General features: G+C 47.4%; 20 protein-coding genes and 2 pseudogenes. 5 read left to right on the top strand and 17 right to left on the bottom strand.

Annotated elements, in window-relative coordinates; genetic code table 11:
- The 4 genes and pseudogenes from Q0K92_RS10780 to Q0K92_RS10765 all read left to right on the top strand — a co-directional run.
- A pseudogene (locus Q0K92_RS10780) lies at window positions 1-249 on the top strand (protein sphX); the annotation flags it as partial.
- A 149-nt stretch (window positions 250-398) separates the two neighbouring features.
- Complete coding sequence (cysG, locus tag Q0K92_RS10775; protein WP_297325805.1) at window positions 399-1,829, top strand: siroheme synthase CysG; 1,431 nt, start codon at window positions 399-401, stop codon at window positions 1,827-1,829.
- Between the two features lie 32 nt (window positions 1,830-1,861).
- A complete protein-coding gene (locus Q0K92_RS10770; protein WP_297325804.1) occupies window positions 1,862-2,389 on the top strand; it encodes a YaeQ family protein in 528 nt (175 codons plus the stop codon).
- Between the two features lie 416 nt (window positions 2,390-2,805).
- On the top strand, window positions 2,806-4,770 hold the full coding sequence (locus Q0K92_RS10765) for a DUF262 domain-containing HNH endonuclease family protein (RefSeq protein WP_297325803.1): 1,965 nt from the start codon (window positions 2,806-2,808) through the stop codon (window positions 4,768-4,770).
- Between the two features lie 321 nt (window positions 4,771-5,091).
- On the opposite strand, the gene ftsZ is transcribed toward Q0K92_RS10765, so the two are convergent.
- From ftsZ to mraZ, 16 genes are all read right to left on the bottom strand, one after another.
- Window positions 5,092-6,243, bottom strand: coding sequence for a cell division protein FtsZ (ftsZ, locus tag Q0K92_RS10760; RefSeq protein WP_297325802.1), 1,152 nt, complete (start codon window positions 6,241-6,243; stop codon window positions 5,092-5,094).
- A 67-nt stretch (window positions 6,244-6,310) separates the two neighbouring features.
- Window positions 6,311-7,549, bottom strand: a complete 1,239-nt coding sequence (gene ftsA / locus Q0K92_RS10755; protein WP_297325801.1) for a cell division protein FtsA — start codon at window positions 7,547-7,549, stop codon at window positions 6,311-6,313.
- Between the two features lie 22 nt (window positions 7,550-7,571).
- Entirely contained in the window at window positions 7,572-8,348 is a 777-nt protein-coding gene (locus Q0K92_RS10750) for a cell division protein FtsQ/DivIB (protein WP_297325800.1), read from the bottom strand.
- Window positions 8,338-9,255 carry a D-alanine--D-alanine ligase gene (locus Q0K92_RS10745; protein ID WP_297325799.1) on the bottom strand — a complete coding sequence of 306 codons (918 nt, stop codon included), beginning with the start codon at window positions 9,253-9,255 and terminating at the stop codon, window positions 8,338-8,340. Before Q0K92_RS10745 ends, Q0K92_RS10750 begins: the two co-directional genes overlap by 11 nt.
- Window positions 9,252-10,271, bottom strand: a complete 1,020-nt coding sequence (gene murB / locus Q0K92_RS10740; RefSeq protein WP_297325798.1) for a UDP-N-acetylmuramate dehydrogenase — start codon at window positions 10,269-10,271, stop codon at window positions 9,252-9,254. Before murB ends, Q0K92_RS10745 begins: the two co-directional genes overlap by 4 nt.
- Window positions 10,261-11,688, bottom strand: a complete 1,428-nt coding sequence (gene murC / locus Q0K92_RS10735; RefSeq protein WP_297325797.1) for a UDP-N-acetylmuramate--L-alanine ligase — start codon at window positions 11,686-11,688, stop codon at window positions 10,261-10,263. The genes murB and murC overlap by 11 nt, the downstream gene beginning before the upstream one ends.
- Window positions 11,678-12,769 (bottom strand): undecaprenyldiphospho-muramoylpentapeptide beta-N-acetylglucosaminyltransferase, encoded by a 1,092-nt coding sequence (gene murG, locus Q0K92_RS10730; RefSeq protein ID WP_297325796.1) that lies wholly within the window; start codon window positions 12,767-12,769, stop codon window positions 11,678-11,680. Before murG ends, murC begins: the two co-directional genes overlap by 11 nt.
- Window positions 12,766-13,926: a putative lipid II flippase FtsW gene (ftsW, locus tag Q0K92_RS10725; protein WP_297325795.1), complete on the bottom strand. Its 1,161-nt coding sequence runs from the start codon at window positions 13,924-13,926 to the stop codon at window positions 12,766-12,768. The genes murG and ftsW overlap by 4 nt, the downstream gene beginning before the upstream one ends.
- A gap of 3 nt (window positions 13,927-13,929) precedes the next feature.
- Window positions 13,930-15,342: a UDP-N-acetylmuramoyl-L-alanine--D-glutamate ligase gene (murD, locus tag Q0K92_RS10720; RefSeq protein ID WP_297325806.1), complete on the bottom strand. Its 1,413-nt coding sequence runs from the start codon at window positions 15,340-15,342 to the stop codon at window positions 13,930-13,932.
- On the bottom strand, window positions 15,339-16,424 hold the full coding sequence (gene mraY, locus Q0K92_RS10715; RefSeq protein ID WP_297325794.1) for a phospho-N-acetylmuramoyl-pentapeptide-transferase: 1,086 nt from the start codon (window positions 16,422-16,424) through the stop codon (window positions 15,339-15,341). The genes murD and mraY overlap by 4 nt, the downstream gene beginning before the upstream one ends.
- 53 nt (window positions 16,425-16,477) lie before the next feature.
- Window positions 16,478-17,860: a UDP-N-acetylmuramoyl-tripeptide--D-alanyl-D-alanine ligase gene (murF, locus tag Q0K92_RS10710; protein WP_297325793.1), complete on the bottom strand. Its 1,383-nt coding sequence runs from the start codon at window positions 17,858-17,860 to the stop codon at window positions 16,478-16,480.
- The gene (locus Q0K92_RS10705) at window positions 17,857-19,407 is read right to left on the bottom strand and encodes a UDP-N-acetylmuramoyl-L-alanyl-D-glutamate--2,6-diaminopimelate ligase (protein WP_297325792.1); all 1,551 of its coding nucleotides are present in this window, start codon (window positions 19,405-19,407) and stop codon (window positions 17,857-17,859) included. The genes murF and Q0K92_RS10705 overlap by 4 nt, the downstream gene beginning before the upstream one ends.
- A gap of 5 nt (window positions 19,408-19,412) precedes the next feature.
- The gene (locus Q0K92_RS10700) at window positions 19,413-21,137 is read right to left on the bottom strand and encodes a penicillin-binding transpeptidase domain-containing protein (RefSeq protein ID WP_297325791.1); all 1,725 of its coding nucleotides are present in this window, start codon (window positions 21,135-21,137) and stop codon (window positions 19,413-19,415) included.
- Window positions 21,130-21,435 (bottom strand): cell division protein FtsL, encoded by a 306-nt coding sequence (ftsL, locus tag Q0K92_RS10695; RefSeq protein WP_110340740.1) that lies wholly within the window; start codon window positions 21,433-21,435, stop codon window positions 21,130-21,132. The genes Q0K92_RS10700 and ftsL overlap by 8 nt, the downstream gene beginning before the upstream one ends.
- Window positions 21,436-21,440: 5 nt before the next feature.
- Window positions 21,441-22,379: a 16S rRNA (cytosine(1402)-N(4))-methyltransferase RsmH gene (rsmH, locus tag Q0K92_RS10690; RefSeq protein WP_297325790.1), complete on the bottom strand. Its 939-nt coding sequence runs from the start codon at window positions 22,377-22,379 to the stop codon at window positions 21,441-21,443.
- Between the two features lie 20 nt (window positions 22,380-22,399).
- Window positions 22,400-22,846, bottom strand: coding sequence for a division/cell wall cluster transcriptional repressor MraZ (gene mraZ / locus Q0K92_RS10685; protein ID WP_297325789.1), 447 nt, complete (start codon window positions 22,844-22,846; stop codon window positions 22,400-22,402).
- A 310-nt stretch (window positions 22,847-23,156) separates the two neighbouring features.
- Between mraZ and Q0K92_RS10680 the strand changes: the two genes are divergently transcribed.
- Window positions 23,157-23,774, top strand: a complete 618-nt coding sequence (locus tag Q0K92_RS10680; RefSeq protein WP_297325788.1) for a DNA-3-methyladenine glycosylase — start codon at window positions 23,157-23,159, stop codon at window positions 23,772-23,774.
- Between the two features lie 671 nt (window positions 23,775-24,445).
- On the opposite strand, the pseudogene Q0K92_RS10675 reads toward Q0K92_RS10680, so the two are convergent.
- Window positions 24,446-24,652 (bottom strand): annotated as a pseudogene (locus Q0K92_RS10675) (hypothetical protein); the annotation flags it as partial.

Raw genomic sequence — 24,652 nt, 5'->3', positions numbered from 1 at the left:
TTATCACGCCCGATATTCATCTATGTCAATGCCAAATCAGCTGACAAGCCAGAAATTAGCGAATTTGTTAATTTTTATATGAAAAATGCACCAGAACTGGTGACCGAAGTGAAATACTTCCCGCTGTCTAAAGAAGTATACGATCTCAATATCGAACACCTGAATAAGAAAAAAATAGGTACCGTATTTAAAGGCAGTGGGATCAATATAAAACTGGAAGAAATTCTGAAATTGGAATCCAGTTTATAAACTTAAACCGGTTAGAATACCTTTCTACACTCAGATATCCTGTAGAAAATAATCATCACATCTCAAGGAAGTACTGATTAACTCACGAGCCGATATTTGGCTTAGAATTAATCAGTACTTCCTTTATTCATTATCGGGATTCAGGATCAATGGATTTTCTGCCAATTTTCCTCAATATTAATAACAAAACCTGCCTGGTAGTAGGCGGTGGCGAAGTTGCCGCACGTAAAATCATGCTACTGCTCGAGGCCGGCGCGCAAGTCTGCGTGGTATCGCCGGAACTGGATACAGCGCTAAATGAGTACCGGGTGCAGGGCAGAATTAACCATTATGCCGGCTATTTCCAACCTGAGCATCTGGAAAATATTGTCTTGGTCATTGCGGCAACGAATGATCGCACCGTTAACCAACAGATTTCCGAAGCGGCTCGGCAACGGCAGATTCCGGTCAATGTGGTGGATGATCCGGATTTATGCACCTTTATCATGCCTTCCATCGTAGACCGGTCGCCGTTACTGATTGCCATATCCAGCGGCGGACAATCCCCCGTGCTGGCCAGATTACTGCGTGCCCAACTGGAAATCATGATACCGGCCGCTTATGCACGCCTTGCTGCGATTGCCGGAAAATTCCGTCAACACGTCAAGCAGCATTTCACACACCCGGAAAAAAGACGCATTTTCTGGGAAAAAACTTTGCAAGGCCCGCTGACTGCAATGGTATTGGCCGGAAAGGATCAAGCCGCCCAGGATTATCTGCTGCAATCATTGCAGCAAGAAAACGACGCACCACCACAAGGTGAGGTTTATCTGGTAGGCGCGGGACCTGGAAGTCCTGATCTACTGACTTTTCGCGCCATGCGCCTGATGCAACAAGCCGATGTCGTGGTGTATGACCGTCTGGTTTCACCCGCCATTCTTAATCTAGTGCGTCGCGACGCCACTCGTATTTATGCAGGTAAGGAGCGTAACCGCCACACGCTGAAACAGGAATCCATCAATCAACTGCTGGTACGGTTGGCTCAGGAAGGTAAGCGCGTACTCAGACTGAAAGGCGGCGACCCTTTTATTTTCGGGCGCGGCGGCGAAGAAATTGAAACGCTGGCGTCGCACCATATTCCCTTTCAGGTAGTTCCCGGCATTACCGCCGCATCCGGCGTTGCGGCCTATGCAGGCATTCCACTCACGCACCGGGATTATGCGCAATCCTGTATTTTTGTCACCGGCCATCTTAAAGACAACACCATTGATCTCGACTGGCCCTATCTCGCACGCCCTAACCAGACTATTGTGATTTATATGGGACTGCTGGGTCTGCCTGTTTTATGCCAGCAACTGATCACTCATGGTCTGCCGGACACGACGCCTGCCGCGATCGTTCAACAAGGCACGACACAGCAACAAAAAATCGTTACCGGAACCCTCAACACACTGCCCAGGCTCACCGCCGCTGCTAATTTGACCCCCCCCACACTGATCATCGTCGGCGAAGTGGTCAAACTGCACAAAACGCTGGCGTGGTTTGAACCGACTCAAGAAACTGCTCAAGCCGATATTATGCCATTGGAACCGGAAGCCTAGAAAATACTGATGAATAACGAACTGGGATACTTATGGCGTTAAAACCGACCATTTACAAATTTAAAATCGCATTGACCGATCTCAATCGTAATTATTACGACACGCTCAACCTGACCATCGCCCAGCATCCATCAGAAACGCTTGAGCGCATGATGGCGCGTATCCTTGCATTCTGTATCAATGCGCAGCAATCTCTGTCATTTACCAAAGGATTAAGTAGCGCTGAAGAACCTGATTTATGGGTACACACCTTAGATGGTCGAATCGCTTTATGGATCGATGTCGGAGAGCCCGCTGCCGATCGCATCAAAAAAGCAACCCGACTCGCACAAACCGTCAAAGTGTACAGCTTTAATTCCAAATCGGACGTCTGGTGGATACAGGAGCGGGAAAAATTCAGTCAACTGACCGCACTGATTTTTCAGTTCCAATGGAAAGATATTCAAGCGCTGACAAAGATGGTGCAAAGAACCATGGACATATCCGTCACCATTACGGAGAATTCCGCCTATGTCGCTACGGAATCGGGGGAATGCGAGGTAAGTTGGGCACCTTTATAGGCTCTTTGTTGCATAAAAATAGATAATTATCTGTAAGTAGTTTGGCGTATTCAGGAAAAGAATTGAATAAGCACTGACAATATGCATCATTGAAATGACCACTTCCGGCCAATTACTTTCGGAGACGTTCTCCCCTCAAGCGACAGAAGTCGATCCCTTTCCAATCCTTCGCGCTCAAGAAAATAGCTCAATTGCAAGATATACCCACTAGTCTCTATAGTTAAGAAATGGCTATCGGTAGTTGCCTAATTAATATACTTTATCGTCTGCAAGTTACGCTGATTAGAGCGCGTTTGAACTGTCAGGGACTGATTGAGAGTCCTGAACTTTTTCATTAAAATCGACATTTAAGTCAGCGAACGAAGTAAAAAGTCCCCCATTTTTGCAAGCAAAATAACAAGCAACGAGAAAATCTCATGACAATAGAAGGTCACCAAAAGAATATTAGGGATCTGATTATGGGCGATAATATGTCCTTCCATATTCCCATTTATCAGAGAACTTACACATGGCAAGCGAAGACGGAGGTCGACAAGCTAATAGATGATATTGTTGAGTTCGCGGAAGAGCACGAGGGAAATTCCAAGGCTGATTACTACATTGGTAACATAATTGTAAAGAATCAGACTCGTGGATTCGTTACTGAGCGAGTAGTAATCGATGGTCAGCAGCGAATTACGACTACTATCTTGATTTTATGCGCGATCCGATACCTCTATCTTTCAAAGATAAAAACTGAGAATGCGCTCGAATCAGCCCGGGCGATATGTAGAGCATTGTTCAGTCAGGAGGGAGATCATATCAGAATCAAGCTTAATAACATGGAGCATCAAAGAACGCTCAATACGTTATTATCCGGTGAACTTCTGACAATTGATTTGACCGATCGGTCGACAAACTATTGGAAAAACTACAATCACATCGTTAGAAGATTCGAAGCTTGGAACGAATATCACCTCCAAAGGTTTGTTGACACTCTCGAAAGAGTTAAAGTCGTCGTAATCTTCCTCGACGAGGATCAAGATGAGAACTCGGTTTTTGAATCGATTAATTCATCTGGCAAACGACTTTCTGGTTCCGATCTCATAAAAAATTTTATTTTTACATTTAAGAGATTTCAGGTTACGCACCACGAGGAAAAGCAACTCATCGAGTTATACACAAATAAGTTCGAGGCATTATTTACTAATTTGGCGGAAAGAGAAGACGATATTGAGGCTTTCTTCCGCGAGTATCTTGCCGTGAAGACTGCTGAGAAAGTCACAAAAGATCCGAAGGTTGTTCATCATGCATTTAAGAAATGGGTCGGTGATATCGTTGATTTTGGAACTTGCAAACAACTTATCCTGGATCTTATTAAATGGGGAACGATCTACCAGACTCTTCGAGTCGGCTCTCATCCTGATATTGACAAAAATTCACTAGGATATTTACGCACATCATTTTTTACATATGCCACACTACTCATGGATATTGTGGAAAAATTATCCAAAATTGAAGAAGGAAAAATTGTTGTTTATGACAAGCAGCTTCTGAATAATGCAATTAATAAGGTTGCGGCATATGATGCTTGTCGTTTCCTTTCCGGCGATCCAGCAAAGGTCATTACTCGATTTATTCCCACGATTCCCAAGAAGCTGGAAGCCAAAGATCTAAACTACTGGCATGATTACGCCGCTGCATTTGAGATACTCGTTACATCTACAACTGAAGGATACAGGCAACCAAGTGTTGGATTGATTGAGCGAAGAATAACGGACATTGATCTGTACAGAAATCAGAAACAACTTCTCCGGTTTCTTGTTCTTGTGGAGAATCTAGGCCAAAACGAAATCATTTCATTTGATACCGGACTTAAGGGGTGTCAGATTGAGCATATTATGCCCCAGACTCTGAATGGACACTGGTCTGGCATTCCAGAGACCACACACCAACAATATATACATACCTTGGGTAATCTCTCTATCACTTTTGATAATCAGGGATTGAGCAACAAGGGGTTTTCTGAGAAAAAGAAGCTGCTTGCAGAAAAATCACGGATTCGCCTTAACCAAATGCTGCTGGATTACGAAGTGTTTGACGAGTCAGCAATCAAAGATCGGGCTCATAGGATTCTAGAGAAGTTCTTTAAAGGATATTGCATTGAGCGGTCTAGTTCTGATAGTAATTTTGAGCCAATCCCTGCAGAGATCACCCCGAAGATATGGCTGGAAAGCGTTCGCCTAACCAATGACGCTTCCGATTTGAAAGGTCTTAATAACCCTCAATCGTGGAAATCTATTTGTGACTTCCTTGAAATTGACGTGGGCCAGGACTCTGCCCATAGACGTCTTGAACAATGGCGCCAGAGAAATAAACCTCAATGGCCTAGCGCTTTTTGACTATGAGTATAACCACACACTTATAAGATATGTTGCGCACATTATATGCGATTAAATGATGTATGTAGAGCGTACAGACCATAAGTAGCCGATCAGGATGCGATGTTCAGCGGAAGCCGCTCTCCCTTTGCAACACAACCTTTAACCGCTACGTGAAAGACGGTCTAGTTTATCTCACTGACACTCTAAGCCAAAGTGTCGAGACCAGCAAAAGGTGGAATTCAATTAATCAATGTCAAATTGGTCAATTCAATCACTTGCAAAACCACCCTGCCGGATCACCAACAGGGCAGCAAAGCATTTATTTCCCAATAATTCAGACTAATCCGCTTGTCTTCTCAAGAAAGCCGGTATATCCATTGGATCAACACCTGATTGACGCATTGCTGCCACTGTAGCATTGCTTCTTCTGCCTGTACGCATCACTGCCGGTTCTTCCGCTGCATAGATCGAATCCCGATCGTCTGTCCCTGTGCGGCTATGAATCATCGTCAAAGGTGTGCTTTGGCTCTGACTTGCAATGCTGCCCAATCCAGTGGCCACCATGGTCACACGTAAGTCTTCCGTCATATTCTCATCAATGACGGTACCCACAATGATAGTTGCATCTTCGGCTGTGAGATTCTTAATGGCATTCATCACTTCATGCACTTCGCGCATTTTTAATGATGAGCTGGCAGTGATATTGACCAGAATGCCGCGCGCGCCCGACAAGGAAATATCTTCCAGCAACGGACTTGAAACCGCACGTTCTGCCGCAACGCGGGCACGATCAACACCGGCTGCGATGGCTGAACCCATCATCGCCATGCCCATTTCCGACATCACGGTTTTCACGTCGGCAAAGTCAACGTTAACCAGCCCTGGACAATTAATCACTTCGGCAATACCGGCGACTGCACCATAAAGCACGTCGTTAGCCGCTTTGAATGCATCCAGCATGGAAATGTCATTACCCAACACCATCATAAGCTTATCGTTAGGGATTACAATCAATGAATCAACATGCTGTGACAGTGCTTCCATACCTGCCTTCGCGGCGACCAGGCGTTTTCCTTCGAATGCAAACGGCTTGCTGACAACCGCCACAGTCAAGATACCCATTTCTTTGGCAACTTGCGCGACCACCGGTGCTGCGCCCGTTCCCGTTCCACCCCCCATGCCCGCGGTGATAAACAGCATATCCGCGCCTTGAATCATCTCTGCGATGCGATCACGATCTTCAAGTGCGGCTTCGCGGCCAATCTCAGGATTTGCCCCTGCACCCAGTCCTTTGGTAATCCCTGTGCCCAATTGCAATATCGTCGGCGCTCTATTACCTTTCAATGCCTGCGCATCAGTATTCATACTGATGAACTCAACACCTTGCATGCCGTTCTGGATCATATGATCCACCGCATTGCTTCCACAGCCACCCACACCGACAACTTTGATGACCGCTTCTTGAGTTTCGTTATTCATGATTTCGAACATAATGTTTCTCCTTTAGTACATTGAAATTAAAGCCACCTGACAGCTTACACACCCTGAAAATTTCTCATTAAAAATTTCTTTGAAACCATCCTTTCATTCTCGAAAGAATCTGCTTGGCGGAACCGCCTTGCAATTTTGAACCTTGCTGATGCTGCATTTGCTCGATACCGGCAATAATCAAGCCAATACCCGTAGAATACCGCGGTGTATGAATCACTTCCTTTAAATTGCCATGGTAATTAGGCAGACCTAATCGCACCGGCATATGAAAAATTTCCTCACCCAATTCCACCATCCCCCGTAATGAGGCAGAACCACCTGTAATGACTATGCCTGATGAGAGCAATTCTTCAAATCCACTGCGGCGCAGTTCGGCCTGCACCATAGAGTAAAGCTCCTCCACCCGCGGCTCGATCACCTCCGCCAATGTTTGCCTGGAAAGCTGGCGCGAACCGCGATTACCCACATCAGGAACTTCCACCATTTCCTGGGTATCCGCCAGACTTCTCAAGGCGCAGCCATAACGGCATTTGATGTCTTCAGCGCTCTTGGTCGGGGTACGCAATGCCATCGCAATATCATTGGTGACTTGATCGCCGGCAATCGGAATGACTGCTGTGTGCCGAATTGCGCCATTGGTGAACACTGCGATATCCGTCGTGCCGCCACCGATATCCACCAGACAGACACCCAGGTCTTTTTCATCGTCGGATAATACGGCCATCGCGGATGCCAACGGCTGCAGTATCAAATCCCGTACTTCAAGACCACAGCGATGCACACACTTCATAATATTCTGTGCCGCAGAAACCGCACCGGTCACGATATGCACTTTTACTTCCAAGCGTATGCCGCTCATCCCTACCGGTTCGCGCACATCTTCCTGTCCGTCGATGATGAATTCCTGGTTCAGGATATGCAGGATTTGCTGATCCGCCGGTATGTTCACCGCTTTTGCCGCTTCCATCACCCGCTCCACATCTTTTTCCGTGACTTCTTTATCTTTGATGGGAACCATGCCGTCTGAATTGAAGCCTTTGATATGGCTGCCGGCGATTCCTGTATAAACCTCATGAATCTTACAATCCGCCATTAATTCCGCTTCTTCCAGCGCTCGTTGAATGGCATTCACTGTGGTTTCGATATTGGCCACCACGCCTTTCTTCAATCCACGCGAAGGGTGACTACCCAAGCCGATCACTTCGAAGCTCCCATCCGGAATGACTTCTGCAACGACAGCAACAATTTTTGATGTGCCAATATCGAGGCCAACAATCAGGTTTCTGTTTTCCCTAGCTTTGTTCATCGAGTTATCTCTCTCCCTGGTCTCACGTTTCTCTCTTCGAACCGGATTTACGCGGTACATGCTGCATCACTTCGGGCACGCGGATAGCAAAACCATTGGGATAGCGCAGATCGACATACGCCAACGGCCCTTCCTGGTTGAATCGCGCAATACTGTGGTTATAGACTGAAACATAACGAACCAACCTTTCTTCCGTCTCATCACGTCCTAACTCCAGTACCGTCCCAGTATTCAACTGAATGCGCCAGGCATAGCGCGGCGTCAGATTGATTTGCACAATAGATTGCTGTAATGGCGCCAGTATCTTGCTGAAGCGGCGATATCGCTGTGCAACTTCCGGTGCGCTTGCCTCTTTAGGGCCGGTAAAAACAGGCAAATCTCTATCCACTGTGACGCGAAATACCTCGCCATAAGTATTGACTAATGCATGACTCCCCCAATAGGCCAGTGCCTGGTGTTCTTCCAGCGTTACATTCAAACCATGAGGCCATTCCCTCTTTACCTTTGCATCACGCACCCAAGGCAATTTTACAAAAGCTTCGCGCACTTCAGTGAGATTCACTGAAATAAAATTTCCTTTGATGTCATGTTTTGTCAGCTGCTCAATCTGCTCACGCGTAATATTCAACAATTCCTTGGCATCTTTTTTTGCACCATCCACAATGTGAATATTAATTTCTTTAATGGGGAAAAACGGCGGCTTGATCAGCTGTAAACCGATTGCATACAAGATCATTATTGCCACTAAAGTAAACAATGTCCTGGACAGCAAATTGAGCGCCTGATAGTTATTCCACATGAGATAGCGCCAGTATTTTTATGACCAAATCTTCAAAAGAAATTCCCGCTGCGCTTGCTGCCATCGGTACCAAACTGTGGCTTGTCATACCGGGAGAAGTGTTGGCTTCAAGAAAATAGAATTGTCCTGCCTGGTCGAGTATCAGATCAATCCTGCCCCAGCCCTCACACCCCAGCACTTTATAGGCCTGCAATGCCTGAGCCTGGATCGCCGATTCCTGTTCATGCGGCAAACCGCTTGGACAGAAATAGCTCGTATCACTCGAAAAATACTTGGCTTCATAATCATAAAGCTCACCAGCTATTTCAATTCTTACGATTGGCAGCGGCGTTTCTCCCAGAACAGCCACTGTCAATTCCTTGCCAGCAATAAATTCTTCAGCAAGCACCAAAGCATCATGCTGTGCCGCCAATTGATACGCTGCTACCAAATCCTGCTGATGACGCACTTTACTTAAACCGATCGTGGAACCCTCACGTGCCGGTTTAACGATCAACGGCAAGCCCAGTGTTGCAACGATTTCTTCAAAATTGCTGTCAGCCTGCAGTAGCACATAACGAGGAGACTGAATACCGGCTGCCTGCCACACCAATTTGGTGCGCCATTTATCCATGGCCAACGCACTGGCCATCACACCACTACCGGTATAGGGCAGTCCCATCAATTCAAGCGCACCCTGGATCGTACCATCTTCACCAAAACGTCCATGCAGCGCGATAAAGGCCCTATTGAAGCCTTGATACAACAGCTCTTCCAATGCTTGTTCTGCCGGATCAAATGGATGCGCATCGACACCACTGCTGCGCAGCGCACCTAGAACAGCCTGCCCACTTTGCAATGACACCTCGCGCTCTGCAGACCGACCGCCCAGTAGTACTGCCACTTTGCCGAAATTGTGCGCAATCACGATGAGCACCTCCCGGCATCACCGATAATCCGTACTTCCTGGATTAACTCAATCCCTGTTTCTTTCTTGACGCAGTCTTGTACCAGCATGATCAATGCTTCAATATCAGTCGCGCTGGCATTGCCCGTATTGACGATAAAATTGGCATGCTTGGGTGAAACCATGGCGCTACCGATGCACCGCCCCTTCAAACCGCAGGCCTCGATCAAACGCGCTGCATAATCTCCGGGTGGATTGCGAAATACCGAACCTGCGTTCGGCTGATTGAGCGGTTGAGTATCAATACGTCGCGCCAATAATTGCTTGATTTTTTGCCGGGATTCCGTTTGATTGCCACGTAACAGTCTAAAATATCCGCCGGCAAACCATTCAGATTCGGCTATGTTGATTGATATCGGTTGCAGTTTCACACTACGATAACCAATCTTGTATTCTTCAGGCTGACGTACCAGCACATCACCGCCGTGATTAATAACCTGCACACGCGCAACAATCTCCCAGGTTTCTGATCCAAAGCACCCGGCATTCATTGCGAGCGCTCCGCCCACCGTACCTGGTATACCCGCCAAAAACTCTGCACCCGCCAAATCATGCTTAGCCGCAAATCGTGCAACTTTTGCACAAGCCACACCGGCACCTGCATAAATCAATCCACCCAAACTATCCTGTTCCAGCCATTGCAAATCATTCAGTTGCGCATGAACTGCCACTACAGTACCGCGCAGACCACCATCTCTAATCAGCAGATTGCTGCCCAATCCGATCACATGCACCGGTTCATCCGCCGGCAAACGCTGTAAGAAACATGCAAAGTCAGCCAGATCCGCCGGTATGTAATAGCGCTCAGCGCAGCCTCCGGCACGCCACGAAGTATGCTTACTCATGGGCTCATTGGCACGCATTTCTCCACGCATTGCATGCACACCCAATTTATCCGTCAATTGACCGGCTACTGCCATATCGAGTCCCGTGCTGTGTGACAAATCGATCATCCCGCATTGATGCTCAGTGTTCATAGCCATTCACTACAATCAGTTTGTTTCTCATTTGTGCAATACTCGGAGCCACCTTGGCAATAGAGCCTGCGCCCATCACCAGAACCACATCGCCATCTTGCACAACATCCAATATGGCAACCGGCACATCGCTCACCGCTTCAACATAAATGGGTTCCACCTTTCCCTGCACCCGGATTGAACGTGCCAATGACTTACTATCCGCTGCAATAATGGGATCCTCGCCTGCCGAATACACTTCCGTTAGCAACAGCACATCCACTTGGGATAGCACTTTAATAAAACCTTCAAATACATCTCTGGTGCGCGTATAGCGATGCGGTTGAAATGCCAGCACCAAGCGCCGACCAGGAAAAGCGCCGCGGGCGGCTTTTATGGTCGCTTCCATTTCTACCGGATGATGGCCATAATCATCAATCAGCGTAAAACTCTTCTGCGCGGATATTTTAATCTCGCCGTATTGCTGAAAACGCCTTTCCACACCTTTAAATTCCGATAGTGCCTTAACAATCGCCGCGTCCGGCACACCAATCTCATTGGCAACCGTAATTGCCGCCAATGCGTTTTGTATGTTGTGTAATCCGGGCAAATTCAGCGTGATATCCAGTTTGCGCGCTGAACCATTCACACCCACTACCGCGGTAAATTTCATTTGATTGTGATGATGCCGAATGTCGATAGCACGAACTTGCGCGTCCTCGGATAACCCGTACGTAGTAATCGGTTTGGTAATCTCCGGCATCACTTCGCGCACATTCGGATCATCCATGCACAATACCGCCATGCCGTAAAAAGGCAGATGCTGAACAAATTCCACAAACGTCTGTTTTAATCGGTTGAAATCATGGCCATACGTTTCCATATGGTCAGCGTCAATATTGGTTACCACCGTCAGTACCGGCTGCAAATACAAGAACGAGGCATCCGATTCGTCGGCTTCAACAACAATGAATTCACCGCTGCCTAGTTTGGCGTGGCAGCCTGCCGCTTCCAATTTTCCACCGATGACAAACGTCGGGTCCATATCCGCCGCCGCAAGTATACTGGCTATCAAACTGGTAGTGGTGGTTTTTCCATGGGTGCCCGCTATCGCTATGCCTCTGCGTAATCTGAGCAATTCAGCCAACATCAAAGCACGTGGAACAACGGGGATATTTTTGTGCTTTGCTGCGATGACTTCAGGATTGTCAGGCTTGACTGCGGTAGAAGTAACCACCGCATCCGCACCCGCTATCTGCCGGCTTTCATGGCCTACATATACTGTCACACCTAGGTTGCTCAAGCGTTGAATGACCGGACTGTCGATCAAATCGGAGCCACTGACCTGGTAACCCAGGTTGACAAAAACTTCAGCAATGCCGCTCATTCCCGCACCACCAATGCCAACAAAATGAATGTGTTTGACTTTATGCTTCATGCCGCGCTCCACTGAGTTCAATACAAGCTTCAGCCACCACCCGGGTCGCTTCTGGTTTTGCCAGATCGCGTGCAGTCATTGCCATCGTGAGCAATTTTTCCCGTGTCAGACTCACCAACAGCTCCGCCAGCCTTGGCGCGGTTAATTCATGCTGCGGCATCAGTACGGCCGCACCGTGGTTGGAAAGAAACCTGGCGTTACTGGTTTGGTGATCATCAACCGCATGAGGATAGGGCACCAATATGCTGGCAGCCCCTGCGGCACTTAATTCAGCAATCGTCAACGCACCGGCACGGCACACTACCACGTCACAAGCGCCATAGCGTTCTGCCATATCATCGATAAATGCCAGCACTTCGCCTTCCAGCTGCAGGTCTGCATACATTTTCTTCACAGCTTCCCAATGCGTTGTGCCTGCTTGATGGACGATGGATGGACGAAGGTTGTTGGGCATCAATTTTAACGCTTGCGGCACCATAGTATTTAAAATTTGTGCGCCAAGGCTGCCGCCGACAACCAATAATTTCAATTTCCCCTCACGTCCCAGGAAACGTTGCTGCGGTGTCTTTATCTGCGTAATCTCCAGACGCACCGGATTACCCGAAAATACTGTTTTTGCTGTGCCCGCATGAATCGCATCCGGAAAACCCAGCATGACTTTGTCTGCCAATTTCGCCAGAATCTTGTTGGTTAATCCTGGCAGCGCGTTCTGTTCATGAATAATCAATGGCTTATTTAATAAGGATGCCATCATGCCGCCTGGAAAAGCGGGGTATCCGCCCATGCCCAACACCACATCAGGCTTTACACGACGCAAGATACTGATACTCTGCATAAATGCTTTGATTAACCGCAGCGGCAACATAAACCAGGTAGTCAATCGCTTACCTCGTAACCCGGAAAAACTGATGACTTCTGTTTCATAGCCATATTGTGGAACCAGCTTCATTTCCATACCCGCCTGAGTTCCCAGCCATACAATACGCCAGCCCAATCCTTTGAGATAATCGGCCACCGCCAATCCTGGAAACACATGCCCCCCAGTGCCGCCCGCCATAATCAGAATGGTGCGCGGTCTCATACCGGAAGCCCTCGCAAACGTTGACGATTTTCCCAATCAATGCGTAGCAGCACCGCTAAAGCAATACAATTCGCCGTGATGCTGCTACCGCCAAAACTCAACAACGGCAGCGTTAATCCTTTGGTAGGCAAAACGCCCATATTGACGCCCATATTGATCAGTGCCTGCAAACCGATCCAAACCCCGATACCTTGCGCCACCAGTGCTGCGAATGGCGATTCCAGCTTCGCGGCCAGACGACCGATGACAAAGGCACGCTTAATCAGCCACATAAACAAGATGATTACTGCAGCAACACCGACAAAACCCAATTCTTCAGCTAACACCGAAAGTAAGAAATCTGTATGCGCTTCAGGTAAATAAAATAATTTCTCGACACTGCCTCCCAAACCGACGCCCAACCATTCACCCCGTCCGAATGCGATCAGTGCATGACTCAATTGATATCCTTTGCCGTAAGGATCAGCCCAGGGATCCATGAATGCCACCACGCGATCCAGTCGATAGGGAGCACTCAAAATCAAGCCATACAAACCGGCAGCAAGAATAATGATGAGCCCGATAAATATTTTCAGACTGACGCCACCGAGAAATAAGACAGACATGGCCAGCGCTGTCACGACAAAGAAAGCCCCGAAATCCGGTTCCAGCAATAATAGAAATCCCACGATGGCCAACACTGTGGTGATAGGAAGAAATCCTTTCAGCAGATAACTCAGATCCGCTGCCTTACGGTTCACATAGTCAGCCGCATACAACACCATCACAAACTTCATGAATTCAGATGGCTGTAAATTCACTACATACAGTGAAATCCATCGCTGGCTGCCGTTCACTTCATGACCAATGCCGGGAACAAGAACAAGTACCAGCAATAAAGTGCTCACCATGAACAAATAGCTGACATATTTTTGCCATATCTGCATGGGTACCTGAAAAGCGATAAATCCCAATATCAGTCCTACCGCCAAATAAATACTGTGCCGCAATAAATAGTGATATGCACGATCAGCACCAAATTGCGCTTCTGCAATCGCAATGGAAGCAGAATAAATCATGACCAATCCAATGCTCAGCAACAACAAAGCCGACCACACCAGTGCCTGATCAAAATCAGTCATCATTCTTGGCTTCTGATTGCTGGTTTGATAAATCATCAATTAATGCTTCTTCTGTCCAAAATTAAAAAACTTATTCTCAATATCTTTGACGGCCGCCACAAATACTTCTGCGCGGTGTATGTAATTTCTAAACATATCGAAACTGGCGCACGCTGGCGACAGCAAGACTGCATCACCCCCCTGTGCCAATAAAAAGCTTTTCTGCATTGCCTCTTCCATCGTGGCCGCAAAATGCAAAGGCACGCCACAATCCTGCAGCTCATGCGCGATGATTTCCGCATCGCGGCCAATCAGCACCACGGCGCGCGCATTATTTGCCACAGCTTGTTGCAGATGAGAGAAATCCTGTCCCTTACCATCACCGCCCGCTATTAAAATAACGTTTTGCTTCAGGCCATTGAGTGCTGCCACGGTCGAACCTACATTGGTACTTTTGGAATCATCATAAAAAGTGACGTCATTAAACGCCGCAACCTTTTCCATCCTGTGCGGCAAGCCCCGAAATTCCCGCAAAGCTGACAACAGTGGATTAACAGGCACGCCCAATGCACGGCACATCGCCAATGCCGCCAGCGCATTGGCGGCATTATGCAAACCATTCACAACCAATTCGGAGGTTTTGATCAACTGCGTATCACCTTCAACCAGCCATAGATCATCTTCATCCTGCACGATGCCGAAATCCGCTTGCGTGGGCGGCTCATCCAACCCAAACGTAATCTGCTTTCTACCCGTCAACGCCATCGTGCAAACAACCGGATCATCCCGATTCAAAACCTGTATGCCCGTATTCTTTTCATGCAAAAAGACCCTCGCTTTCGCTGCAGTGTAATCTTGCATACCGGCATAACGATCCAGATGATCTTCACTCACATTCAGTACAGTAGCCACATCTGCATTCAAATTATGCGTTGTTTCCAATTGAAAGCTGGACGTTTCAAGAACCCAGGCTTGTGGCCAATTACCTGCATCCATACGTTGCATCAGTGCAGTCAGAACAGCCGGGCCGATGTTACCTGCCACCTCCACATTCCAGCCTGCTGTCTTCAACATGGCACCTACCATGGCGGTAACCGTTGTTTTCCCATTGGACCCCGTGATGGCCGCAATCTTCGGTTTGGGCAGATTGCTCTGCTCAAGTGCCCAGATGAAAAGCACCATATCGCCAACAACCGGCACACCGCGCCGAATGGCTTGCTGCACGCAGGGATCCGCCAAGGGAACGCCCGGACTCATCGCAATCATGTCGATGCCATCAAAAATTCCGGTCTCAAACTTGCCTTTGTGAACTTGTAACGAAGGAAAAGCTGCCACGATTTCTTTCCAACCGGGCGGCTCCATGCGGCTATCCGCAACACGTACCTGTGCGCCCTGGCGTGACAGCCATTTCACCATGGACAAACCTGTTTCACCCATGCCCAGCACCAATACTATTTTACCTTGCAAATTCATCTTAGTTTTAATGTTGATAGTCCAAGCAATACCAGAATGAGCGTAATAATCCAGAATCTGACTACTACCTGATTTTCTTTCCAACCTTTCAATTCATAGTGATGATGCAATGGCGCCATGCGAAAGATACGCTTACCCAGCAACTTGAATGATGCTACCTGCAACATGACGGATAACGCTTCAACCACAAACACCCCGCCCATAATCACCAACACAATCTCCTGCCGCACAATCACAGTCACAATCCCCAAAGCAGCACCCAAGGCCAGCGCACCCACGTCACCCATAAATACTTCCGCGGGATAGGCGTTAAACCATAAGAATGCCAACCCAGCCCCGGCCAGAGCACCACAAAACACCGATAACTCTCCGGTATTAGGGATATAAGGAATCCCCAGATACTTTGCAAATACAACGTGTCCGGTGACATAGGCAAAAACAGCCAGTGCACTGCTGATCATGACAGTCGGCATAATCGCCAGCCCGTCTAATCCATCGGTGAGATTCACCGCATTACTGGTGCCCACAATGACAAAATACGCCAACACGACAAAACCGGTCACCCCCAGCGGGATGGCCACCTCCTTGAAGAAGGGCACGATCATGTCTGTTTGTGCCGGCAATTCAGCGGTTAAAGCCAGATACACCGCGACGACCACTGCGATCATTGACTGCCAGAAGAATTTAGCGCTTGCAGAAAGCCCTTTTGGATTGCGGTACACCACCTTCCGATAATCATCAATCCAGCCGATCACCCCAAAACCCAGTGTAGTCAGTAACACCACCCAGATGTACCGATTACTTAAATCAGCCCACAGTACAGTCGTCAATACCATGGACATCAATATCAAAGCGCCACCCATGGTAGGCGTTCCCGCTTTTACAAGATGTGTCTGCGGACCATCATCACGCACCGATTGCCCAATTTTGTAGGCAGTCAATTTTCGTATCATCATGGGACCGATAACAAAAGAAATAACAAGCGCCGTTAGAACAGCCAGCATGGCACGCAATGTAATGTAACTAAATACATTGAAAGCACGAATATCCTGAGCCAGCCATTGAAAAAATGCTAACAGCATAAAAACTCCGGTTGTTGTAATTTATTATTTAGCATTTATTCTTTATCTAAGCGTCAAACCTCGAGTTGCCTGACCACTCGCTCCATTTGCATAAAACGCGATCCCTTGATCAGCAAAGTGACATCATCCGCCAGTAAATGCTCAGCCACATCGAGTAATTCATCGATCGTATTAAAATGCTGCGCGCCTTTGCCGAATTCTTCCGTTGCATAAGCGCTGAGTTCACCCAGGGTCAGCAATTGATCCAGCCCTGCTTTGCGCGCATCCCTACCAATGGTGCGATGTAAATCAATGGCTGATTTGCCCAGTTCACCCATATCACCCAATACCAGTATTTTTTTCCCTTCGGTGGCGGCCAAAACAGCCAGCGCAGCCCGCACCGATTCTGGATTTGCGTTATACGTGTCGTCGATTAATCGCGCATGATGCAAACCGGATTTCTTTTGCATACGCCCTTGTACACCCTGAAAATTCTCCAATCCGGTCGCGATCAACTCTTTCTTGACGCCTAATGCTGCGGCGGCCGCCGCGGCGGCCAATGCGTTGTAGATATTATGCACACCGGGCACTTGCAGTTTCACTTCTGCAATCCCATCCGGCAATTTCAATTGAATTCTGCTCATCAGTGGATGCGTCTGATATTCCGCATTTATCCGGGCACTCTCGCGCAAACCAAAATCCATGATTTGCCGTGAACCTGCGCATTCCCGCCACAAGGGCGCATAGGCATCATCCGCATTAATAACCGCGATACCCTGCTGATCCAGCCCCTCAAAAATCTCCGCCTTGGCACGCGCCACAGCTTCAACCGAACCCAGTCCTTCAATGTGCGCCGCGCCTGCATTGGTGATGAGCGCAACCGTTGGTTTTGCCAGTTGGGTCAGATAGGAAATCTCGCCAATATGATTCATGCCCATTTCAATCACTGCATAGCGATGATGCTGACGCAACCGCAACAACATCTGTGGTACGCCAATCTCATTATTGAGATTACCTTCTGTCGCCAATACCTGATCCAATAAACCGTTTTCCTTGGATGCATCATGAATGGTGACTTGCCGCAGTATCGCTGCGATCATTTCCTTGACCGTGGTCTTGCCGTTACTGCCGGTGACTCCAACGATCGGCAGCGTGAACCGGCTCCGCCAGTACGCCGCTAATTGTCCCAGACCTAGTCGCGTATCGTTGACCCGAAGCAATGGCATGTTGATGGGAAGATCATGGTTATCAGCCACTTGGTTAATCATGATCGCAACTGCACCTTTTCCAACAGCGCCAGCGACAAATCTGCTGCCATCAAAATTTTCACCCGCCAAAGCAATAAATAAGCTGCCTTGCTTCAAGGTGCGACTGTCTGTACTCACGCCGGTAAATAGCGCGTCTTTTCCGTTCCATTCGGCATGCAATACCTGGGCGGCTTCCCGGACCATCATCATGTTTGCACTCGCACTTTCATGGCCAAATCCTTCAACACTTGCTGCACGACTTCAGCATCATTAAAAGGAATTTTCTGTCCCTGTATTTCCTGAAATTTTTCATGCCCCTTGCCTGCGATCAGCACGATATCACCCGGCTGAGCATTAGCGATTGCCTGATAAATCGCCAACGCCCGATCGGCTTCTATCTGATATTCACTGACACCCGCACCCATAGCAATATCTTTGATAATGCTGAGCGGATCTTCGGTGCGTGGGTTATCGCTGGTAAAAATCACCGCATCTGCCAGGCGCGTGGCGACTTCGCCGACCATTGCACGCTTCCCTGTATCGCGATCCCCGCCACAGCCCACGACACAATGCAAACGCGGGTTCGGCGAATTCACTGCTTTATTTTGATGGGTAGCGCGTAAAATCTCGCGTAACGTGCACAGTACTTTCTCCAGTGCATCCGGGGTATGCGCATAATCTACAATGACGATGGGTTGATCGGCTGCCGCATATTTTTCCATGCGCCCAGGGATAGGCCGTACATTTTGCAGTGCTTGAATTGCATCCGGCAGCTTGATACCACTTGCCAACAGAGCCGCTGCTACAGCTAATAGGTTGGATGCATTAAATTTACCCAGCAGATTAATTTTTAAATGTTCATGACAGCCTTCATATTCAATATCAAATTCAATGCCTTCGATATCCGATTTAAGGTTTGAACCATATACCATTCTAAAATGCTTTGAATAACAACCCAGTTCCGGATACCTGAATCCATAGCCGATTATTTTTGTGGTTTTATTCGCCAGCTGCCGGGATAACTCAACGCCCAGCACATCATCCATGTTAATCACCGCATACTTCAATTCCGGCCAGAAAAACAAACGCGCCTTGGCGGCTGCGTAGGCATCCATATCCTGGTGATAATCCAAATGATCGCGCGATAGATTCGTCAGCACGGCGACTGAAAACGTCGTTCCGTTAATGCGCTCTTGCGCCACGCCATGCGACGAAACTTCCATCACCACACTGTCAGCGCCTTGCTGTTTAAATTTTGCCAATGAGCGTTGCAATACCGTTGCATCCGGTGTTGTATTGGTAGCCGCTTCAAGCGCGCCATCAAAACCGTTCCCCAGCGTTCCCATTAGCGCGGTTTTCTTGTTCAGACTTGTCATGGCTTGCGCATACCAATGACAGCAGGATGTTTTACCGTTGGTTCCGGTTACACCGACCAGCCACAATCTTTGCGATGGATTACCATACACATAATTAGCAATCGAACCTGCGTTGGCCTTCAGTTCACTGATAGGCAGCGCAGGAATATGCCATTCAGGATTCCATGAAAAGTCTTGCGGATCCCACAAGACCGCATTGGCGCCAGCCGCTATGGCTTGTGGAATAAATCTACGCCCATCGTCTTTTTCTCCGGCATAGGCCAGAAAAGTATCGCCAGGCTTAATCTGCCGACTATCGATCACCAGATTTTTAATAGGCACGCCGACATCATCCAACACATGATGATCAAATAATTTTGATGTTTTTCTTTTCACAGTCATCAAATTCACCCCTCGTCATCCATTTCCGGTGTCGCAGTAAAGGTGACTACATTATTGGCCGGCGCATCCGGCGGAATGTTCATGATGTGCAAAGCACTGCTCATTACTTTACTAAAGACGGGCGCAGCCACGGCACCCCCGAAATATTTCCCTGCGGAGGGCTCATCGATCATGACTGCGATGATTAAGCGCGGATTTGACGCCGGCGCATAACCGACAAACGTTGAAATATAGTGTTTTTTGGCATACTGACCATCAATCAATTTATGTGCTGTTCCGGTTTTACCGGCAACACGATACCCATTGATTTGTGCTAACGGCGCTGTGCCGCCGGGCTTCGTCGCCATCTCTAACATATAGCTCATGGCCGATGCAGTGTCGCGGGAAATCACGCGTTGCCCCCTGACAGGCATATTCTGCTTCAGCAGCGATATGGGTTTTAATTCACCGCCGCTGGTAAAAATCGTATAGGCGCGCGCCAACTGCATCAAACTGGTCGAAATACCATGACCATAAGACATGGTCGCTTGCTCGATCGGACGCCACGTATTGTACGATCGCAGTATTCCGCTCGCTTCCCCTGGAAAACCGGAATTGGTAAGTATGCCAAACCCGGAGCGGTTAAACATTTCCCACATCGCCTGCGGAGGAAGAGACAAGGCTATTTTTGCCGTGCCAACATTACTGGATTGTTGAATTACCTGGGCGACCGTCAACTCGCCCTTGTTATTGACATCACGTATGGTTCTTCTTCCCACTTGCAGCATTCCCGGCGATGTTTGCATCACCGTATTGGAATTCACCTTGCCCACTTCCATGGCGATCGCTACTGTAAATGGCTTCAAGGTAGAGCCGGGCTCAAACGTATCAATCAGCGCGCGATTACGAATTTTTTCATTGCTGATGGTTGATCTATTATTCGGGTTATAAACCGGCAAATTAGTCAGTGCCAGTATTTCTCCCGTTTGTGCATCCAAAACAACGATACTTCCTGCCTTGGCTTTATTGAGCTTTACCGCTTCTTTTAACTCCACATGTGCGCGATACTGTATTCTTCGATCGATCGACAGAATTAAATCCTGTCCTTGTTTGGGTAGACGGATATTTTCAATATCCTCAATGATTCGCCCTTTATTATCTTTGATAACACGACGGCTTCCCAACTCACCGGCGAGTGTTTGCTGCCAACCCCGTTCGACACCTTCCTGACCTTCATCGTTAATATCTGTGAAACCCAATACATGCGCCGCAAACTCACCTTCCGGATAATAGCGTTTGGATTCGTGCGTCAAATATATCCCCGGGATCTTTAACTTCACTATTTTCTCGGCGATATCCGGCACTACTTGTCGTTTTAAATAAACAAACCGACTGTTTTTCCTGTTAATGCGTTCATCGATATCCTTACCATCTGCTTCAAGTAAAGTGGATAACTGCTTCAATTGCTCGGGCGTTATTTTGACCACTTTCGGGTCGACATATACGGATGCGATCGGCGAACTAATCGCCAGTATCTGTCCATTGCGATCGGCAATCATGCCCCGATCCGCATTCATCGCTACAATTCGGCTATAACGCGATTCCCCTTTTTCCTGCAAAAAATCATGATGCATTCCTTGTAAATAGACCGCACGTCCGATCAAACCCGTCAATCCCAAAACCAGCAAGCCAAACAGCAAGTGTGAGCGCCATGACGACAGTTTAATCTGCGGCTTATCATTTTTAATCATGGCTCAAGATCCTTGCGCCTGATCGATCATCCGCCGCACCTATCGACACAATCTGTATACTCGAAGCAGCAGGTACCATCATATTTAAGTGCTCCCTGGCAATACGCTCAATCCGTCCATGCATAATCAATGTGCTTTGTTCCAGCTGCAGCCTACCCCATTCCACATCCAATTTTTGCTCTATCTCTTTCTCATTCTCCAGCGCCATAAAAAGCTTACGAGCCGTATGCTGCGAGGTCACAACACCCAATGCACACGCGATCAACACAAACATGAAGAAAATGTTCAATTTGAACATTCAGATTACCCATTCAAAGTAATTCTTTCCGCCACACGCATGACAGCACTCCTCGCCCTTGCGTTTTTAGCCACTTCATTCTCACCTGGTTGTATTGCTCTTCCAATTAACTTTAATTTCTGTTTACTGAACCGTTGCAAATCTTTTTCCCGCAATGGTACGCCACGTGGTAATTCGTCCGCATTGGCTGCAGCGCGCATAAATTGTTTAACCATTCGATCCTCCAATGAATGAAAACTGATCACCACCAATCTCCCACCCGGATTTAATAATGCAATACACTGCGGCAAAACTAACGACAACTCCTCAAGCTCCTGATTGAGATAAATCCGTATCGCCTGAAAAGTCCGCGTCGCCGGATGCCGCATATTTTCCCGCTGCCGCTGGCGCACAACCGTTGCGACAATTTCGGCAAGTTGTAGTGTGGTAACAATAGGCTGCCGCGTTCTTGCCACAATAATCGCTCTTGCAATCTGCCGAGCATACCGTTCTTCGCCATATTCTTTTATCACCCTTTCCAATTGATCTTCTGCAACCGTAGCAAGCCACTCTGCCGCAGTCCGCCCATTGCTTGTATCCATGCGCATATCGAGCGGTCCTGCAGAACGAAAACTGAATCCACGCGACACTTCCTCCAATTGCGGTGAGGACACACCCAAATCCAGCAATACACCATCAATTCTCGCAACCCCCATCTCTTGCAACATTTGCTGCATTTTGGAAAAACCACCATGCTGAATGCAGAATCGCCCATCTTCAATTGCTTCACCTGACAAAACTGCAGCAGGATCCTTATCAAAAGCGATTAACCGGCCATTCTCACCAAGCTGCGACAGAATCAGACGGCTATGCCCACCACGTCCAAACGTTGCATCCACATAGATACCATCTGGTTTTATCGCCAATGCATCAACCGCTTCATGCAGCAACACCGAAATGTGCATCTGCCCCTTTTATTGCGCCATCACAGCGAAAAACCATCCAACTCAGGTGGCATACCACCATCCTTGAAAGCCAGCGCATTTTCAATCTGTAGATTCCACTGCTCCTCATCCCATAATTCAAATTTCGCGCCTTGACCAACCAATACCACTTCTTTGGACAAGCCGGCAAATTGACGCAATGGCGGTGACACCAAGATACGACCAGCAGCATCCATCTCGACATCGCTGGCGTTACCCACCAGCAATCGCTGCAAGCTACGAGTTCTCGGATCAAAACTAGAAAGATTATTGAGTTTTTGTTCTATCGGTTCCCAGGCTGGCTGAGGATAAATTAACAAACACTTTGAAGGATCAGCGGTAACAATCAAACGCCCCTCGCAAAAAGACATCAGTCCACCACGGTATCTTGCTGGCATCGCGAGCCTACCTTTTGCATCCAGACTGAGTTGCGTGACGCCACGAAACATGCTGTCTCCTCATATTACGGAAAATCGAGATTCACTAAATTTTCCCACATTTCCCCACCACTTCCCACTTTAATCAAAAAAAACGCGATAGTCAAGCAGAAATATGGAAATTTATAGTTATACGACAAAGACTTAATGACAATGCCAGCTAAGATTTAATTAACAACAAAATATCCTAATAAATAAGACAGATAGAATAAAAACTAAATGTGAATTGTTAATTTCTTCGACACCTTTTCTGAATAAGCTTGTTTATCAGCTCCAAAAATTGCACACTTATTGCATTTAACAACTCCAATTCAGCAAAAACATGACACCCTCTTACTGGCAACAGGCAACACAAGAGCTGGCCGCATGCGACAAGGTCATGCTCCATTTAATTCAATCTTTTGATGGCGCCGCACTTACATCACGAGGTTGTGCTTTCACCACCCTGGCGCGCTCAATTGTCGGACAGCAAATTTCCGTCAAAGCAGCCGAAAGCGTCTGGCAAAGAATAATCAGCGCAATTCCTTACATAACACCACACACTATTTCTTCGTCAGAACATGATTTATTAAGAACATGTGGGCTATCCGCAAGAAAAATAACTTATCTCCAGGATCTATCTAAACACTTCATGCAAGGAACGTTGAATGAGACAATCTGGACAGAAATGGACGACGAAGCTTTAATCGCTCAATTAATACAAATCAAAGGAATCGGTCGTTGGACAGCAGAAATGTTTTTGATTTTTCACATGCAGCGTCCGGATATATTACCAGTGGATGATATCGGACTACAGCGCGCAATCAGCCACCACTATTATGATAATCGGCCCGTGGATAAAAGAATGATGATCGAATTGGCCCAATCGTGGCAACCCTGGCGTTCAGTAGCCACTTGGTATCTATGGCGAAGCTTGGACCCACTACCGGTAGAATACTAAGAGAAACCTTCGCGCGGTCAGAAGCAAATCTGACTGCAAAGGACAATATGATTACTTTTAAATCATGCTGTTGAAGTAATTTATATGCGTTTTAGATCTCAATGTCTCCAGGCGCACCCAGAAATTAAATTTCCATTTAAAAATCAACCATATAACCGATCATAACCCGATAGAAAGAGTAATTGATCCGCATTATGCGCCCTCATATCTGATACTACAGCACCCCGCCTACTCTGGACCATTGCTTCTCAAAATACTGTTGCCGATATATGGAATGAGCCCCTTTGCGAAACTCCACAGATTTTTCTAAGGTTGTGATGAAAACAAACTGACTGGTGCGTCGTACTCTACGTGTAAGTATTTTTTAATCTCCATTTCGACTAGAAGACACACAAATACTTTAACATTTATGCTTTCTAAGTAAGCCCTACTTATCAATATATCCACAGACTTGCGTGGCGCGTAAAACACGCTCCTATTTTTCTGCACACCTATTACCGGATCTGAGAAATTATTGTGGCACTACTTGGTTACTATTGGCAGAAATGAGATGCGCTCTATTAGAATGACCGACAACACTCACAGTAGAAATAAAACAGGCACAACGAAAGATCATTCGCTGTGCCTTAAATCAAAACAACGACTGCAATTCTTGTCTTGTAATAGTTATTTTAAGCTGCGGTTGGATTATTTTTATTTTTGCGGCGCATCAAGAAGAAAGCACCAACCGCAAGCACCAGCACAACAGGAGCAATGATGGCTGCTTTAGGAGTCGGACGCCCTTCTCCTACCGAGAATGGAAAGCGTGATACATAATCTTGCGCCCCTCCGGTTACCGTCACCAATCCAACAAATTTGCCCTTCTCCGGGAAAGTGTG

This window comes from Nitrosomonas sp. (genome assembly GCF_024282095.1).
Classification (GTDB): Bacteria; Pseudomonadota; Gammaproteobacteria; order Burkholderiales; family Nitrosomonadaceae; genus Nitrosomonas.
This window is presented reverse-complemented; position numbering and strand designations above follow the sequence as displayed.